The organism is Neorhizobium vignae (assembly GCF_000732195.1).
GTDB classification, from domain to species: Bacteria; Pseudomonadota; Alphaproteobacteria; order Rhizobiales; family Rhizobiaceae; genus Neorhizobium; species Neorhizobium vignae.
The window spans coordinates 181,800-197,015 of sequence record NZ_JNNU01000010.1; the positions used below are offsets into that span (position 1 = coordinate 181,800).

13 protein-coding genes are annotated in these 15,216 nt (G+C 62.1%); 12 read left to right on the plus strand and 1 reads right to left on the minus strand.

Translation table 11 applies throughout. The annotated features are described in order from the left end of the window. Positions 1-55: 55 nt before the first annotated feature. The 12 genes from GQ59_RS18480 to GQ59_RS18535 all read left to right on the plus strand — a co-directional run bounded on the left by GQ59_RS18480 (position 56) and on the right by GQ59_RS18535 (position 14,425). Entirely contained in the window at positions 56-1,840 is a 1,785-nt protein-coding gene (locus tag GQ59_RS18480; protein ID WP_037083842.1) for an IucA/IucC family protein, read from the plus strand. Then, complete coding sequence (locus GQ59_RS31970) at positions 1,824-3,560, plus strand: IucA/IucC family protein (RefSeq protein ID WP_037083844.1); 1,737 nt, start codon at positions 1,824-1,826, stop codon at positions 3,558-3,560. The genes GQ59_RS18480 and GQ59_RS31970 overlap by 17 nt, the downstream gene beginning before the upstream one ends. Beyond that, positions 3,557-4,837, plus strand: a complete 1,281-nt coding sequence (locus GQ59_RS31975) for an AMP-binding protein (RefSeq protein WP_037083846.1) — start codon at positions 3,557-3,559, stop codon at positions 4,835-4,837. The genes GQ59_RS31970 and GQ59_RS31975 overlap by 4 nt, the downstream gene beginning before the upstream one ends. Continuing rightward, positions 4,834-6,135 carry a DUF6005 family protein gene (locus GQ59_RS18495; RefSeq protein ID WP_037083848.1) on the plus strand — a complete coding sequence of 434 codons (1,302 nt, stop codon included), beginning with the start codon at positions 4,834-4,836 and terminating at the stop codon, positions 6,133-6,135. Before GQ59_RS31975 ends, GQ59_RS18495 begins: the two co-directional genes overlap by 4 nt. Before the next feature lie 260 nt (positions 6,136-6,395). Further along, on the plus strand, positions 6,396-6,911 hold the full coding sequence (locus GQ59_RS18500) for a sigma-70 family RNA polymerase sigma factor (protein ID WP_037083850.1): 516 nt from the start codon (positions 6,396-6,398) through the stop codon (positions 6,909-6,911). Positions 6,912-7,011: 100 nt separating this feature from the next. Further along, entirely contained in the window at positions 7,012-7,986 is a 975-nt protein-coding gene (locus tag GQ59_RS18505) for a FecR family protein (RefSeq protein WP_051904061.1), read from the plus strand. 121 nt (positions 7,987-8,107) lie between these two features. Beyond that, positions 8,108-10,393, plus strand: coding sequence for a TonB-dependent receptor (locus tag GQ59_RS18510; protein ID WP_051904062.1), 2,286 nt, complete (start codon positions 8,108-8,110; stop codon positions 10,391-10,393). A 107-nt stretch (positions 10,394-10,500) separates the two neighbouring features. Next, positions 10,501-10,800, plus strand: a complete 300-nt coding sequence (locus tag GQ59_RS18515; RefSeq protein ID WP_037083853.1) for a DUF2218 domain-containing protein — start codon at positions 10,501-10,503, stop codon at positions 10,798-10,800. Positions 10,801-10,844: 44 nt separating this feature from the next. Continuing rightward, entirely contained in the window at positions 10,845-11,744 is a 900-nt protein-coding gene (locus GQ59_RS18520) for a siderophore ABC transporter substrate-binding protein (protein ID WP_037083854.1), read from the plus strand. Further along, the gene (locus tag GQ59_RS18525) at positions 11,741-12,718 is read left to right on the plus strand and encodes an ABC transporter permease (protein ID WP_037083856.1); all 978 of its coding nucleotides are present in this window, start codon (positions 11,741-11,743) and stop codon (positions 12,716-12,718) included. Before GQ59_RS18520 ends, GQ59_RS18525 begins: the two co-directional genes overlap by 4 nt. A gap of 10 nt (positions 12,719-12,728) precedes the next feature. Next, a complete protein-coding gene (locus GQ59_RS18530; protein ID WP_037083858.1) occupies positions 12,729-13,670 on the plus strand; it encodes an iron chelate uptake ABC transporter family permease subunit in 942 nt (313 codons plus the stop codon). After that, positions 13,667-14,425: an iron ABC transporter ATP-binding protein gene (locus tag GQ59_RS18535; RefSeq protein ID WP_037083860.1), complete on the plus strand. Its 759-nt coding sequence runs from the start codon at positions 13,667-13,669 to the stop codon at positions 14,423-14,425. Before GQ59_RS18530 ends, GQ59_RS18535 begins: the two co-directional genes overlap by 4 nt. Before the next feature lie 395 nt (positions 14,426-14,820). Here the strand turns inward: GQ59_RS18535 and GQ59_RS18540 are convergent, their stop codons facing one another. Beyond that, entirely contained in the window at positions 14,821-15,213 is a 393-nt protein-coding gene (locus tag GQ59_RS18540) for a winged helix-turn-helix transcriptional regulator (RefSeq protein WP_037083862.1), read from the minus strand. Positions 15,214-15,216 lie beyond the last annotated feature (3 nt).

A 15,216-nucleotide genomic window follows, 5' to 3' on the forward strand; every position in this document is an offset into this window, starting at 1 on the left:
GCTGACTGGAAAGCCATTGCGTGGTCGTCGGCTTGTGCAATGGGGATGGAGACATATGCAATCGTCAAGACAGACCGCGGAAGCGGCGACATTCCAGAGTTTTGCGAACTGCTATCTGCGGGAGGTCAGTTCCGGCACCCGGATTGTCCACCGCAGCATCAGCGGAGCGGTCGATGCCATCGAATGGCCACTGCCGCAGCAGCAGATGCTCTTGCGCGCAGAGATCGTCTCCGCGTCCGTCTGCGGACCGCAGCATTTCGGCAGGTTGTGGACGCGCGCCGCGTCCGACATGTCCTGGCGGGCGGTCGAGCCGATGTCGGCGCTGCATCTCCTCCTCCAGGAAGCCTACCGGCAAATGGAGGACGACCGGACCGATACCCTGCGCAGCTTTGAACTGGAGCTGCTGGTGCGCGTTCTCGACAGCTACCAGCAGATGACGCTCTACCTTGAAGAGGCCTCTCCCGCGCCGCCGGACGAGGGACATTTCATCGAGGCGGAACAATCGCTCGTCTTCGGCCACTGGCAGCATCCGACGCCGAAGAGCCGGCAGGGCATGACATTCTGGCAGCAGGAGCGATATGCCCCGGAACTGCGCGGACAATTCCAGCTGCAGTATTTTGCCGCCAGGACAGAACATGTCCGCGAGGCTTCAGCGCGAACGATGCAGGCGCACGAAATCATCCGCTCCGAACTTGGCGCATCCGGAGCCGATCCCGGCATCGACCCGGACGAGTGCCTCATACCCATGCATCCGCTGCAGGCTGAAGCGCTGCTTCTTGATCCGAGCATCCAGGCGATGCAGCGCGACGGCCGCCTGCGTCATCTCGGCCCTGCCGGGTCTCTCTTCACCGCGACGTCGTCGGTACGTACCGTCTACAGCCCTCATTCCGATTGGATGCTGAAGTTCTCGCTTCCCGTGCGCATCACCAATTCCGTGCGCATCAATCGCCGGCCGGAGCTTGAAGCCGGGGTAGCGATGGCAAAACTGATAGAGGGCATCGGCTTTGCCGAGCGCTCCAAAAACTTCCGCATCATCCAGGATCCCGCCTATATCACCCTCGATATACCGGGCCGCGAGGAAAGCGGTTTCGAAGTCATCCTGCGCGAGAATCCATTCAAGGGCGCGAGGGCCCAGGGCGTCGTGACGGTCGCCGCCCTCACCGCCGACCCCCTTCCCGGCGACCTGTCGAGACTGGAGCGGACCATCCGCAGGCTCGCAGCCAGAGGCGGCGACGGTATTTCAAACATCGCGCTTGCATGGTTCCGGCGTTATCTCGGCTGCGCCGTGGAGCCACTGATCCGGCTCTACGACGACTACGGAGTGGCGCTCGAAGCCCACCAGCAGAACACCCTCCTCGATATCGGCATGGGTTATCCGGGCGCCAGCTACTATCGCGACAACCAGGGCTTTTATCTTTCGGAGCGTTATCGCAGCCTGCTTGCCGGGCATGCACCGGAAACGGAAACAATTGCCTCGCTCTATTTCCCGGATGCCGAAATCCGTGATCGGTTCGCCTATTACCTGATCGTCAACCAGGTCTTTTCCGTCATCAGCCGCATGGGCCATGACGGAGTTTGCGACGAGGGTGTGCTTCTGTTTGCCCTGCGGGCGCATCTGGAACACTGCGCCGAAACGATGTCCGGCGCCGGGCGGGATTTTGCGAGGCACATTCTCGATCTGCCGACGATCACGTCGAAGGCCAATCTTACGACCCGCCTTTTCGATGTCGACGAACTGCAGTCGAACGGCGTGCATTCCCTGTATCGGTCCATCCCGAACCCGCTGAGGGTTCCGATCGCCCTTTCAGCACCGAGGACCGGCCATGCCATTGCCTCTTGAAGCCGTGGGAGAACCTCGCGACCGCGTCATCCGCCAGCTTATGGCAGCCCTGCTGTTCGAGGGCGTCATAGAGGTGCGCGAAAGCGCCTGTGACGGTGCGACGCAATTTCAGTGGATGCTCGGTGGCCGGGAATTCCGGTGCCGCGGCACGATCGGCCCGTTCGGACGCACCCGCATCGCGACGGGCTCGGTGGAGATGCGGGCCGTGGATGGCCATTGGGAAAGCGCCTCGCTCGGCGCGATCATCCCGTCATTGCCCGGTACCGGGATCACACGGGGCAAGCTGCTCGGCGAACTGGAGCAGACGATCGCCTTTTCCGAATGGAACCACCAAAATCTGCCCATGAAGAACCGCCGCGCCCTCGCCCTTGTCGAACTGGAAGGTGCCATCGACGAAGGGCATCCGTACCATCCCTGTTACAGAGCCCGAAGCGGATTTTCGTTTGCCGATCATGCCGCCTACGGACCGGAATCAGGGCAGGCATTCCAGCTCGTCTGGCTGCTCGTCGCGCAAAGACATCTCGCCCAGGCGCTACCGGGCAGCAGAGACGCCTTCTGGCGTGCCGAACTTGGCGATGAGACGTGGGCTGTGCTGGAGGCGAGGCGGAAACGGCTTGGCGTGGCAGCCGGAGATTTCGGGCTGTTGCCGCTCCACCCGTGGCAATGGAAAGACCTTGGCGAAACCATGCGCGCGGGGTGGATCGCCGCGGGAGAGGCGCATTACCTCGGCCCCGCGGGTGATCGCTACGTGGCAAGCCAATCGGTCCGGTCCCTGTTCAATGTCGACCGACCGCTTGCGGCAAGCATCAAGCTGCCGCTCAATATCGTCAACACTTCGTCGCGCCGGACGCTGGAGCCGCATTCGGTGTGCACGGCGCCGGTGCTGTCCGCCTGGATCGCCGGTATCGTCCGCGACGATCCGCTGTTCGGCCGGGAATTTCCCCTCGCCATCCTGCAGGAATATGCCGGGATCATCGCCGATGCCGGAGGTCCATTGGCCGGCCAGCTGGGTGCGATCTGGCGGGAGAACGCCGAGGCGATGCTCTCGTCCGGCGAGGCAATCATCCCGTTCAACGCGCTGATGATGATCGAAGCGGACGGAAAGCCCTTCGCGGATGAGTGGATCGAGCGTTTCGGGCTCATGCCATGGCTGAACCGGCTTCTGGAGGTCGCCGTCCTGCCTGTCTGGCACCTCCTTGTCGCCCACGGGATCGCCGTTGAAGCCCACGGCCAGAATATGCTGCTCGTCCACCGCGACGGCTGGCCGGTGCGGCTTATCCTGCGCGATTTCCACGAGAGCGTGGAATTTGCGCCCGATTTCCTGCGCGAGCCGAAGAGAGCTCCGGATTTCGCTGCGCTGAACCCGCTCTACCGCCACGCGGAACCGGATCAGTATTACTGGACGGACAATCTCGATTCCCTGCGGGAGCTCGTGATGGACACGCTTTTCGTGTTCAATCTGGCGGAAATCTCGCATCTTCTCGACGTCTGTTACGGACTTCCGGAGTTCCGTTTCTGGCAGCGGGTCGAAGGTCTGCTCGCCGGCTATGCGCAAGAGCAGGGCATGCAGCACCGGCAGTCGCTGCTGGGGCATAACCGCGCGCTCATCCTCACCGAATCCCTGATCACCCGAAAGCTCCTCGCGCTGAAGCCGGAATATCACCACGAGGTGCCGAATGCCTTGGCTGCCAGGACGTCTGAACGAAGGAGAAAGCCATGATCCAGATCGATGGACGGCTCTACGATCACGCCTATTTCGATGAAACTTCGCAAAGCATTGCCGCACAGATCGGCCTTGCTCAAAACGACCGCGGACACTACGCGGTCTGCTTCAGCGAGACGACGCAATGGCTTTCCCTGTTCTTCGCCATCCGCAAGGCCGGCGCCAGCGTCCTGCCGATTCATCCCGGCACGCCCTATGCCGCCGCCCGAAAACTGGCGATCACGGCCAACTGCGACCGGCTTTTCTACAACAGCCTGACGGCCGAAGTGCTCGACGCGCGGCAGGAGGCGCCAAAGCCGGGCCGGCTGCTGCATATGAGTTCGGGGACGACCGGGGCGGCAAAATGCATCGCCCGGCCCTGGGCTGAAATCGACCGGGAGGTCGAAAGCTATGTCGCAACCTTCCGCGAACCCGAAGGCATGACGCCCGTCATCGCCTGCCCGACCACCCATTCCTATGGGCTGATCTGCGGGATCCTCGTGGCTCTCAAGCGCGGCCAGATCCCCGTCATCGTCGAGACCGCCAATCCGAAATATCTCCTGAAAGTGCTGCGCGAAACCGAACGGCCGCTCCTCTATTCCTCCCCGGCGATCCTCCACACGCTCTCGCGGCTTTTGCCCGAGGGGGAAAAACTTCATGCGGCTATGACCTCCGGCACACTGCTGCCCGATCCGTGGTTCGTGCAGATCCGCGCAAAGAGCGAACATCTCTTCCAGCAATATGGCTGCTCCGAATCCGGCTGCATCGCCATCAACCCGGACATGCGGGCCGCAGGCGACATGGGTTTCGTCCTGCCGCATCTGACGGCCGAGACCGGATCGGGCGTTGACGATGCCGGGGAGATCGTCGTCCGGAACGATGGCGGCGCGGCAATCCACACCCGCGACCTCGGTTACCGCCGCAAGGACGGTATGCTGGTCTTCGTGTCGCGCATGGACGACATGATCAACGTCTCGGGTCTCAACGTCTATCCCGGCGACGTGGAGGATGCGGTGATGGCTATGCCTGGCGTCACCGACGCCGTCGCCTTCCGCAAGGCGGATCGTTTTGCCGGCGAACGTGTCGTGCTGCTCTACAGCGCCAGCAAGCCGGTGGCGCCGCAGGATATCCGCGCCTGGTGCAGCCGCCATCTCGCCAGCCACCAGTTGCCGATGGAGATGATCCAGGTCGGCGAAATCCCCCGCCAGGCGAACGGCAAGATCAGCCGCCGCGAGGTCGCGGCCCGCCATGCGGCCGGCGAGTTCGCAGCCCCCGAAGCAGGAGTTGCCTCATGACGCGCGAAGATATTCTCGAAGCCGTCCGGACCGTGCTTTCCGAGCACATGGCCCATCCGCATATGCGTGGCTTCGCACCCGAAGCGCGCCTCAACGAGGACCTTTATCTCGATTCCGTCCTGATCCTGCAGATCTTCCTCAATCTCGAGCTGGAATACGGCCTTGCCATGCCGGAAGAAGCGATCGCGCGGCAGGAACTCGACACGGTTGCGGATCTCGTGGCCCTCTACGTGCCGAAGGCCATCATTCCCTCTTTCCCGATGACAGGCGGAACGGCAGATGAGGGCGTCCATGGTGAGGCCTATTACGACATCAAGGTACATTGCTTCGTCAGTTGCGTCTGCGACGGTCTGAAACGGCAGGGGCTCGACCAGCGGCCCTTCTATTTCGGGGTCTGGGACGCGAGATTTACCGTCAGCGAAAGCTTCCAGCTCCTCTATCATTCGCCGGAGATAACCCAGGACTTCTTCCGCGACTGGTTCCAGCGGCTTTACCAGGTCCAGGTCCGGGAGTGGTACGACCCGGCAAAATCGAAGAGCGACAACCTCGCCACGCTTTTCGACCTCGTCGACAGCCGCCCGGAGACCGGCTCGGTCATGGTCATGCTCGACATGTTCCATCTTCCCGAGCGCGAGAACAAATTCAACCAGAACCCCTTCCCGCATTATCTGATGCTGCAGAAGACCGCCGACCCCGGCAAATGGTTCGTGCATGATCCCGATTACCGATGTGAAGGCGAGATCGAGCGGGAAAAGGTGATCCACGCGATCATGCAGCCGACGGTCGGCGGCGGTTACGTCTTCGACAACGCACAGGCACGCAATCCGGCGCCGGAAGATCTGAGGGATTATTTCGAGGCCTGCTTCGTCGCTGAGCGCAATCCTTTGTCCGACGCCGTACGCGGCATCGTCACAGCCCATATCGACGGCCGCAACGGGCTGCAGCTGGCGAACCTGGCATCGGCGGTTCGCGAACTGCCGGTGATCACCATCCGCAAATATGCCTATGAGCACGGTTTCGCTTTCTTCTGGCGCGCCCTGAAACTGCCTTCCGCCGAATTCGAAATCTGGTGCGAGGAGATCGAAGCGCTCGTCCAATCGCTGAAAAACCTGCATTACGCCTGCATGAAACTCGGCCAGACCGGCGACAGGAACCAGGCCGGTGCAGTCTTCGAGCGCCTTGACGAGGCCGATCGGCTGGAACGCAAACTGAAAGCCAGGCTTGGCGAGGTCTTTTCCGACTGGTGCGACCAAAATGTACCGCTCACCGCGCCGAGGCTTAGAAGGGCCGCCGGATAAGGCGGAAACATGCATCTATCTCGCCGCTTCGCTTCTCCCAAAGGTGTCGGGACGGGTCGGAGGGACCGATGACGGCAGCAAAGGCAACCCCGCCTTTGTTGCCGTCATCATAATATGACTATTGCATTCAAGTTTTTGATGATAGATATGCGTCGCAGACAGGTAGTCCGACCATGTCATTCATATCATCGACCCATCCGTTGCATGTCGTGGCGAGCGCTGGGTCAGCATATTAGACGAGCTCAGATACTCTGACCCCCATGACCCTGGAAGCTGAAAGTCGTCACAGCCTCTATCTCGCCCACCGCTCGGCGCTGGTCGATTATGCCGCTCGGATCCTGGGCTCCCGGGAGGCGGCCGAGGATATCGTGCAGGAAGCCTATTTGCGTTTCGCGCCGGGGAAGACACCCGGCGAATCGGCGCGCCAGGGGCTCGCCTATCTCTATCGCATCGTCCGCAATCTCTCCTTCGACGTCTTGAAACGCCGCAAGATCGAGTATCGTGGGCATTCCGAAGACCCGCCCTTCTGGACCATTCCACAAGCCGCCGACAATCCGGAACAGACAGTGATGTTCGGCGACGAGGTGCGCGTGGCGGCGGCGGCACTCGATGCGCTTCCAAGCGAGATCCGGATCGCTGTGGAAATGTACCGGTTCGGCGGCCATTCGCTCGAAGGCGTGGCCGACCACCTGGGCATCTCCGTCGCCACCGCCCACCGCCACGTGCGGACCGCCATGGTCAAGATCGCCACCGCGCTCGACAGGAAAAACGCCTGAATATCTCCACGCATGCGAAAAATCCGGACCAGTCAATCGTTCCTACGCAAGAAGGGGAATTTCGGATAGAGATCGCAGGACATCCGAAGCAGGTTGAGACTTGGCAGGGCACGACAAAACGGACGAGATCATTCTGGAGGAGGCGATGGACTGGTTCCTGCGCCTGCGCGAAGCACATCGTACAGCCGCCGACGAGCGCGATTTCAGCCTCTGGTTCAACCGGTCGCCTGCAAATCGCGATGCCTGGACGAAAGCCTGCAAGACCTGGGAGCTGATGGGCGAGACGACGCCCATCCACGAGGACCTCTGGCGTCCGGCCGGCCAAGCGAAAACGCTTGCCGCCCGCCACCGACGGCGCGTCTGGGGTGTGGGCACGGTGCTGGCGCTGGCGGCCTGTCTTGTGCTGGCGTTGGCCGGCCCTTCCCTCTTCATTCGCTACCGGGCAGATTTCAGGACGGCGACGGCCGAGCTGCGCAAGATCACGCTCGAGGACGGCAGCGCGGTCGAACTCGGCGCCGAAAGCGCAATCGATACGGATTTCGCCAACGGTGCACGGCATGTGACGCTGCTTTCCGGCGAAGCCTTCTTCGACGTCAAACATGATCCGGCGCGGCCCTTTACCGTCACCGCCGCCGGCGTGAAGGTCACCGTGCTCGGCACCGCGTTCGACGTCCATATCAAGCCCGAAAATACGACGGTGGAACTGGTTCGCGGGGTAGTCGGCCTCACGGTCGACGGCGCGGCGCGCACTTTCGAGCTGTCTCCCGGCGATTCCGTGACCGTCAGCCGTACGGATGGCCAGGTGTCGCGAGCAAGGCTGGCGCCGGACGATATGGCGGCCTGGCGGAACGGACGGCTGTTCGTCAACGACGTGACGGTCGCCTCGGTCGTCGAGGAGCTGCAGCGCTATCACTCCGCGTGGATCAGCATTCCGAGCGGCGATCTCGCCAATCGGCGCGTCACCGGCCTCTACGATCTCTCCGATCCCGATCGAGCGCTCGAAGCGCTGGTCCAGCCCTATGGCGGCAGGGTGCACCACATCTCGCCCTATCTCAGGGTGCTTGCGCTTTTCTAGGCCGTTAAAATTTCCTGAAAATTTTTGCGACGCGGTGAAAAAAGCGCCGGGCGCAGTCGTCTTTACCCTGAAGCGCAGGCCGGGGGCCTTGGCGGACACAGTGTAGCAGGAGACGGGGCGGATGATTTTGCCGGTGAGTGGAGTAGTGCGTGGCGTGAGGGCGAAGGGCAAGCGGAACGCTTTTGCAGTGGGCTTGATGACGACGGTCGCGGCTGCCCTGATTGGCGGAAGCGGGATCCTTGCGTCCGAGGCCCTCGCCCAGACGGCGACGCGCAGCTTCAATATCCCGGCCCAGCCGCTTGCTTCGGCTCTCAACGCCTTCGGCCGCCAGTCCGGCCTTCAGGTGACGCTGGCTGCATCGACTTCCCGTGGTGTTGCCGCACAGGCCGTCAATGGCAATCTCACGCCGGATCAGGCGCTCGCCCGCATGCTCGCAGGAACCGGCGTGAACTACAGGATCGCCAACGGCACGGCCGTCATCGGCACTCCCGCCAACGCTTCCGGCGATGTGCCGGCCGAAGGAGCCACGACGCTGAGGCCGATCGTCCTGCAGGGCCAGCCGGGCGCCGAAGGCGATGTCGGCGAAACGGTCATCGGACCCGAGCAGCTCGAGCGCATCAACCCGACCGATCTCGCAGACGTGTTCCGGGAACAGGCCGGCATACAGGTCGGCAGCTCGCTTCCCATGTCGCAGAAGGTCTATGTCCACGGGGTCGAGGAAACCAACCTCGCCGTCAGCATCGACGGCGCGCGCCAGAACAACAAGGTCTTCCATCACAACGCGACCAACCTGATCGACCCGAGCCTCCTGAAGGCAGTGGACGTGGACGCAGGCATCGCGCCGGCTGACGCCGGTCCCGGCGCGCTCGCCGGCTCGATCAACTACGAGACCAAGGATGCGATCGATCTTCTGGCGCCGGGCAAAACCTTCGGCGGCTTCGTCACTTCGACCTACAACTTCCACAGCGATACGGTGACGACCGGGCTTTCCGCCTACGGCAAGCGTGAGGGCTTCGAATTTCTCGGCTATTTCAATTTTGCCAAAGGCGACGATTTTGTCGGCGGCAATGGCAGAGAAGTGTCCGGCACGGAGACCGATCTGCTGTCAGGCCTTGGCAAACTCGCCTATGAAGCGGAGAGCGGCGACCGCTTCGAGATCAGTTACGATCGCAGCCGTGACGATGGGCTGCGCCCCTACCGCGCCAATGCCGGGCATATCGTGCGGCCGCCATGGGAACCGCTGACACGCAATTACGAGATCGACCGCCAGAACTTCGTCTTTACCTATACGGACACGTCGCCCGAAGGCTGGTGGGATCCGAGAGTGGTGCTCGCCTATAGCGGCTCGGAAGTCACCGTGCCGGTCTATAGCTCTCTGGGGTATCAATATGACGCCACCGGCAACACGACCAGCTTCAACGGGAAGTTCGAGAACAAGTTCTCCTTCGACATCGGCAATATCGTCGCAGGCGTCGACTTCTTTTCCGACATTGCGGATTTGGATGCCGACGTCGATTCGTCGAAAGAAAAAGCGCGGAATGTTGGCTTCTATGCCCAGGCACGGCTGGAGCCTTGGGACCGCACCCGCCTTTCGTTCGGCGGACGAGCGGACTACCAGTGGTTCACCGGTGTGGGCGGGCAGGATTACGACAATGGCGGCCTCAGCGCCAATATCTCCGGTGAATACGACCTGACGGACGTGCTGACCGCCAAAGCCGGCTTCTCGCATGTCTGGGCCGGTATACCGCTGGCAGAAAACTTCGTCATGAACCCAGCCTGGACCTATGGTCCCGACGGGCCGGAACCGGTCACCGCCAATAACTACATGGTTGGGCTCGAGGCGGAATATGAAGGTTTCACTGCAGAGGCAAGCCTCTTCCGGACCGACATCTACAACGCGCGTGCGGTACGCTACAGCCCGCCCGCGACAGGCGCTATCATCGAACGGGACATGGTATCACAAGGGTTCGAACTCGGTGCGGGCTATGAGTGGGCGAATGGCTACGTGAAGGTCAAATACGCTCATATTCGAGTGGATATCGATGGCGTTCCTGCCGACTCCGATACCGGCAACTATCTCGCTACGCCGGTGGGCGACATCATCACCATCACGGCCGCCCATACATTCGTCGACTGGGGCCTGACCATCGGCGGCGATATCGAGATCGCCCCGGAATATGACCATGTCGCAGGCGGCGCCCCGGCCTACAAGGCCTACGAGGTGGTGAACGCCTTCGCCGAATGGAAGCCCGAGGCTCTGCCAAACTTCACCTTCCGCGCCGAGGTCCAGAACGTCTTCGATGAGACCTATGCGGACCGCGCCACCTACGGTCAGGAATTTGGGACCGTCAGACCTCTCTACGAGCCGGGCCGCAGCTTCCTTCTGACCGCCAAGGCGACGTTCTGAAGAACATGATCATGCGTTCACATGACCGTGCGGCAACCGCGTTCCCCGTTGCCGCGGGAGTATGGGTGGGATAAGTGGAGAACCACATTCACCTTAAGGAGAGAGCTTTGTTACAGGCGACTACGGAATGGCGCACGGAGCACGGCGGAAAATACCTCGTCCAGTTGTGCAAACATTTCGCGCACAGAATCGACGTCTCCTATTCCGAGACCCATGGGGAGTGCCGTTTTGCCTGCGGCACCGCCATTCTCGATGCGGACGACGGCGGCCTGAAGATCCTTGCGACGGCAGCCGACGAGGAACAGCTGATGGAAACGGAATCGGTGATCGAGAAGCATCTCGTGCGCTTCGCTTTCCGTGAAAATCTGGAAGCCCTGCAATGGCAGAGGCCGGATCGGGCCGCCTGAGGCCCGATCGAGCATTCGGCCCAAGGTCAAGACATGGTGAAAGAATGAACTTGAGGACGATCGCGGCTTTTGCCGCTTTTGCTTTTTCAGCCCTCCCCGCGCACGCGGTGGATATCCTGACTGCGAAAGGATCGGTGCAGATTGCCGCCTCACCCACCAAAATCGCGGTCCTGGATATCGCGGCGCTCGATACGCTCGATCGCCTCGGCATCAAGCCAGCCGGCGTTCCGCAAAAGCTATACCTCTCGCAACTGGAGCCACTGAAACAGGGCGCGGAAATCGTCGGCGATCTCTTCGAGCCCGATCTCGAGGCTCTCAGCGCGCTCGGTCCGGACCTGATCATCGTGGGCGGTCGCTCCTCGACAAAGGCTTCGGCGACCGCGCAGGTTGCGCAAACGATCGACATGACCATGGATGGCGACGACCTCGTAGCCCAGGCCAAGGAGCGGTTGGCTGCCTATGGCGCACTCTTCGGCAAGACGGACGAGGCCGCTTCCGCCGTGAGGGAACTGGATGCCCGAATAGACGTCGCCAAGGCGGCGGTAGCCGGCAAGGGCAAGGGCCTGATCATCATGACCAACGGGCCAAAAGTCACGGCCTATGGTCCTGGCTCGCGTTTCGGCTGGGTGCATGCCGCACTGAACCTGCCGGCAGCGGTGCCCGACATCGAAGCCGCCAATCACGGCGAAGCGATCTCTTTCGAGTTCATCGCCAAGGCAAATCCCGACTGGCTCCTGGTGCTCGACCGCGCCGCCGCGATCGGTTCCGGCGAACAGGGCGCCAAGACGACGCTCGACAATGAACTGGTCGCCGAGACGACAGCCTGGAAGAAGAACCAGGTGATCTATCTGCCGGCCGCCGAATTCTACATCGCCGCCGGCGGAGTGCAGTCGATGCAGCGCGTGATGGCGACGGTCGCAGAGGCCTTCACCGCCGCCAGATGAGCATTGCCGCCACCAAGCAAGCATCGAAAACGGGATGGGTCGCCGGCCTGACGCTCGCGGTCCTTTTTGTCTTCAGCCTTTGTGTCGGGGTCGACGACATGCCGATCATCCGGCTGTTCTCGGACGGGCGGGCGTTGGAACTCCTCCTCGTCAGCCGCCTGCCCCGGACACTCGCGGCGATCCTTACCGGCGCCGGCCTGGCGATCGCCGGGCTCATCATGCAGACGCTTGCCCGCAACCGCTATGTGGAGCCATCCACCGCCGGAACGGCACAGAGCGCCGAACTTGGGATCCTGCTCGTCACCCTGCTCCTTCCCTCCGCCAGCCTTCTGTTCAAAAGCCTGGCGGCGAGTGCCGCCGCTCTTCTCGGAACCTCGCTCTTCCTGATGACGGCGCACCGGCTTCCGCCGACCCAGCCCTTCCTCGTGCCGCTCTTCGGGCTCGTCTATGGCGGCGTCATCGGCGCGGCAGTCACCTTCGTCGCCTGGCAGGCCGATCTTCTGCAATATCTCTCGGTGTGGACCAATGGCGACTTTTCCGGCGTCCTGCGCGGCCGTTACGAACTGCTCTGGCTCGGGGCACTGATGGTGGTGGTCGCCTGGATGGTCGCCGACCGGCTGACGATCATGGCGCTCGGCCGCGACGCCAGCATCGGGCTCGGCCTTGACCATGCGCGCATGCTGCAGCTCGGGCTGATCATCGTCTCCGTCATTTCGGCCTTGAGCGTCGTGGTCGTCGGCATGATCCCCTTCGTCGGCCTTGTGGTGCCGAACATCGTCTCACGGCTGATGGGCGACAACATGCGCGGCACGCTCCCAACTGTTGCGGTCAGCGGCGCGATCCTGGTGCTCGGCTGCGACATCCTCGGGCGGTTGATCCGCTATCCCTATGAAATTCCGGTTGGAACGGTGATGGGATGCGTCGGCGGACTGATCTTCCTCTGGCTTCTGTTCCGGCGGCCTTCCCATGTCTGAGCGCCGGCACATGCCCGATAGACGGCTTCTCTGTCTTGCCGGGGCGGCACTTCTGTGCATCGTCGCCTTCATGACGATCGGCCTGCGCGGCAATATCGGCTTCGTGCTCGCCCTGCGCGCCATCAAGCTTGCCGCGCTTCTGCAGGTGAGCGTGTCGATCGCCGTCTCGACGGTGATCTTCCAGACCGTCACCAACAACCGTATCCTGACACCGTCGATCATGGGTCTCGACGCGCTTTACCTATTCGGCCAGATCCTGCTCGTCTTCCTGCTCGGCGGGCTCGGTTATGCGGCGCTCGACGCGCAGCTCAAGTTCGGCGGCGAGATTATCGTACTGATGGCACTGGCAACGGGCCTCCTCTTGCCGATGCTCCGCCGCCGCACCGACATGGGTCTGATGCTGCTCGCCGGCATCATCTTCGGCATCCTGTTCCGCAGCCTGAATTCGCTGCTGGCACGCCTGATCGATCCCAATGACTTCGCCGTCGTCCAGGGCGCGAGTTTCGCCAACTTCAACGACGTCCGCACCGACCTTCTCGCCTTTGCCGCCATCCTCACAATCGCCGGCATCGTGATTGCCTGGAGGGCCCGGCATGTGCTCGATGTCATGGCACTCGGCGCCGATACGGCAACCGGCCTTGGGATCAGCTGGTCGCGCAACGTTACCGGGCTGCTGCTGCTCGTCTCGGCGCTTGTCGCCGTTTCGACGGCGCTGGTGGGGCCTGTCGCATTTTTCGGCCTGCTGGTCGTGGCGCTTGCCGAACGTCTCGTCGACACGCGCAGCCACGCGGCTCTGATGCCAGCCGCCATGCTGACGGCCGTCATCATCCTCGTTGGCGGGCAGACGCTGTTTCAGCATGGGCTGGGCAGCAGTTCGACACTTGGCGTCGTCATCGAATTCGTCGGCGGCTTCGCCTTTCTTGTTCTGCTCGTTTTCGGGAGCCGCAAATGATCCGGATAGAAGACGTCTCGCTGCGGCACGGCCAGACGCAGATCCTTCACGACATTTGGCTGACGATCCCGAAGGGCGGCATCACCGCCCTGGTCGGGCCGAACGGCGCGGGCAAGTCCTCGCTCCTGTCGCTCATCGCCAGGCTGCAACCGTTGCAGGCCGGGAGGATCAGCGTCGACAGTTTCCCTGTCGACACGACACCGAGCCGTGATCTTGCCCGGATCCTCGCCATCCTGCGGCAGGATTCGATCGTCACCAGCCGGCTGCGCGTGCGCGAACTCGTGGGCTTCGGCCGTTTTCCGCATGGACGCGGACGCCTGACGCCTGACGACTACGCGATCATCGACCAGTCGCTGCAGCAGTTCGACCTGACTGATCTTTCCGACCGCTTTATCGAAACCCTTTCCGGCGGCCAGCGGCAGCGGGCCCTGGTGGCGATGGCCTTTGCCCAGGGTACGGACTACCTGCTGCTCGATGAACCGCTCAACAATCTCGACATGTTTTTCGCCCGGGAACTGATGCGTTCGCTCCGCAGGATCGCCGACGAAAACGGAAAGACCATCGTCATCGTGCTGCACGACATCAACCAGGCGAGCGCCCATGCCGACCGGATCGTCGCAATGAAATCCGGCCGAATAGTCGCCGACGGCACGCCTTCCGACTTGCTGACGCCCAAAACCCTGCAAGCCGTCTTCGGTTTCCAGATGCGGGTGGAAACGTTCGACGATATGCCGGTTGTCCTGCATTTCCGCTAGGTCGGGAAGCTTCAACGGGGCGGAAACAACTGAAACTGCCCGAGTAGAGACCATCTGAACCTTCGCCATCAGACCATCGGGGATATCAGCATAGGTGGGCCAATCGGCATCGTACCCTTTCTCACCCGCGGAGGTAGAGGCTCACCGCACTGCCGATAATACAAGTCGCCTGTCGGAACCAGGCACAACCATCATGCGGAGGAGGATGCAGCACAGATTGGACCACCTCCTCTACTGGACCCCATCGTGGGAGGGCCAAGTGCCGATCCCGGAGGAAAGCGCGGGCTGCGAAGTGAGGTCCGAAGTTTGTGACCTGCGGACGAAACGCTGCCTGCATGAGCAGGGCGGCAGCAACGTTGGCTGGAAACCAGCCAGAAGCGGACACAGGGACGCCGTCAACGACGATTTGCCGTATTGTCATAGCTCAGCGTGGCTGCCTCGACCTTGTCGCCGTTGGCCGCTGCCCACAAGCACAATGCTTCAAACGGCTCCCGCAGTGAATGGCCTAGTGGAGTGATTGCATACTCAACGCCGATCGGCTGCGTCGGGAGCACCGTCCTCGTCACAAGACCATTCCGCTCAAGTCTCTTCAACGCGTCGGCCAGAGCCTTGTGAGTGATCCCATCGAGACGCCGCTTAAGTTCGTTGAACCGCGCAGGTTTCGGACAGATCACTGTCAGTATCAGGATCGTCCATTTGTCAGCGATCTTGTCGAGCACCGGACGAACCTGCGCCATGTCGCAAAGCGCGCGATGAGAAAGCGCTTCAAGGTCGGTATACTGATCCATATC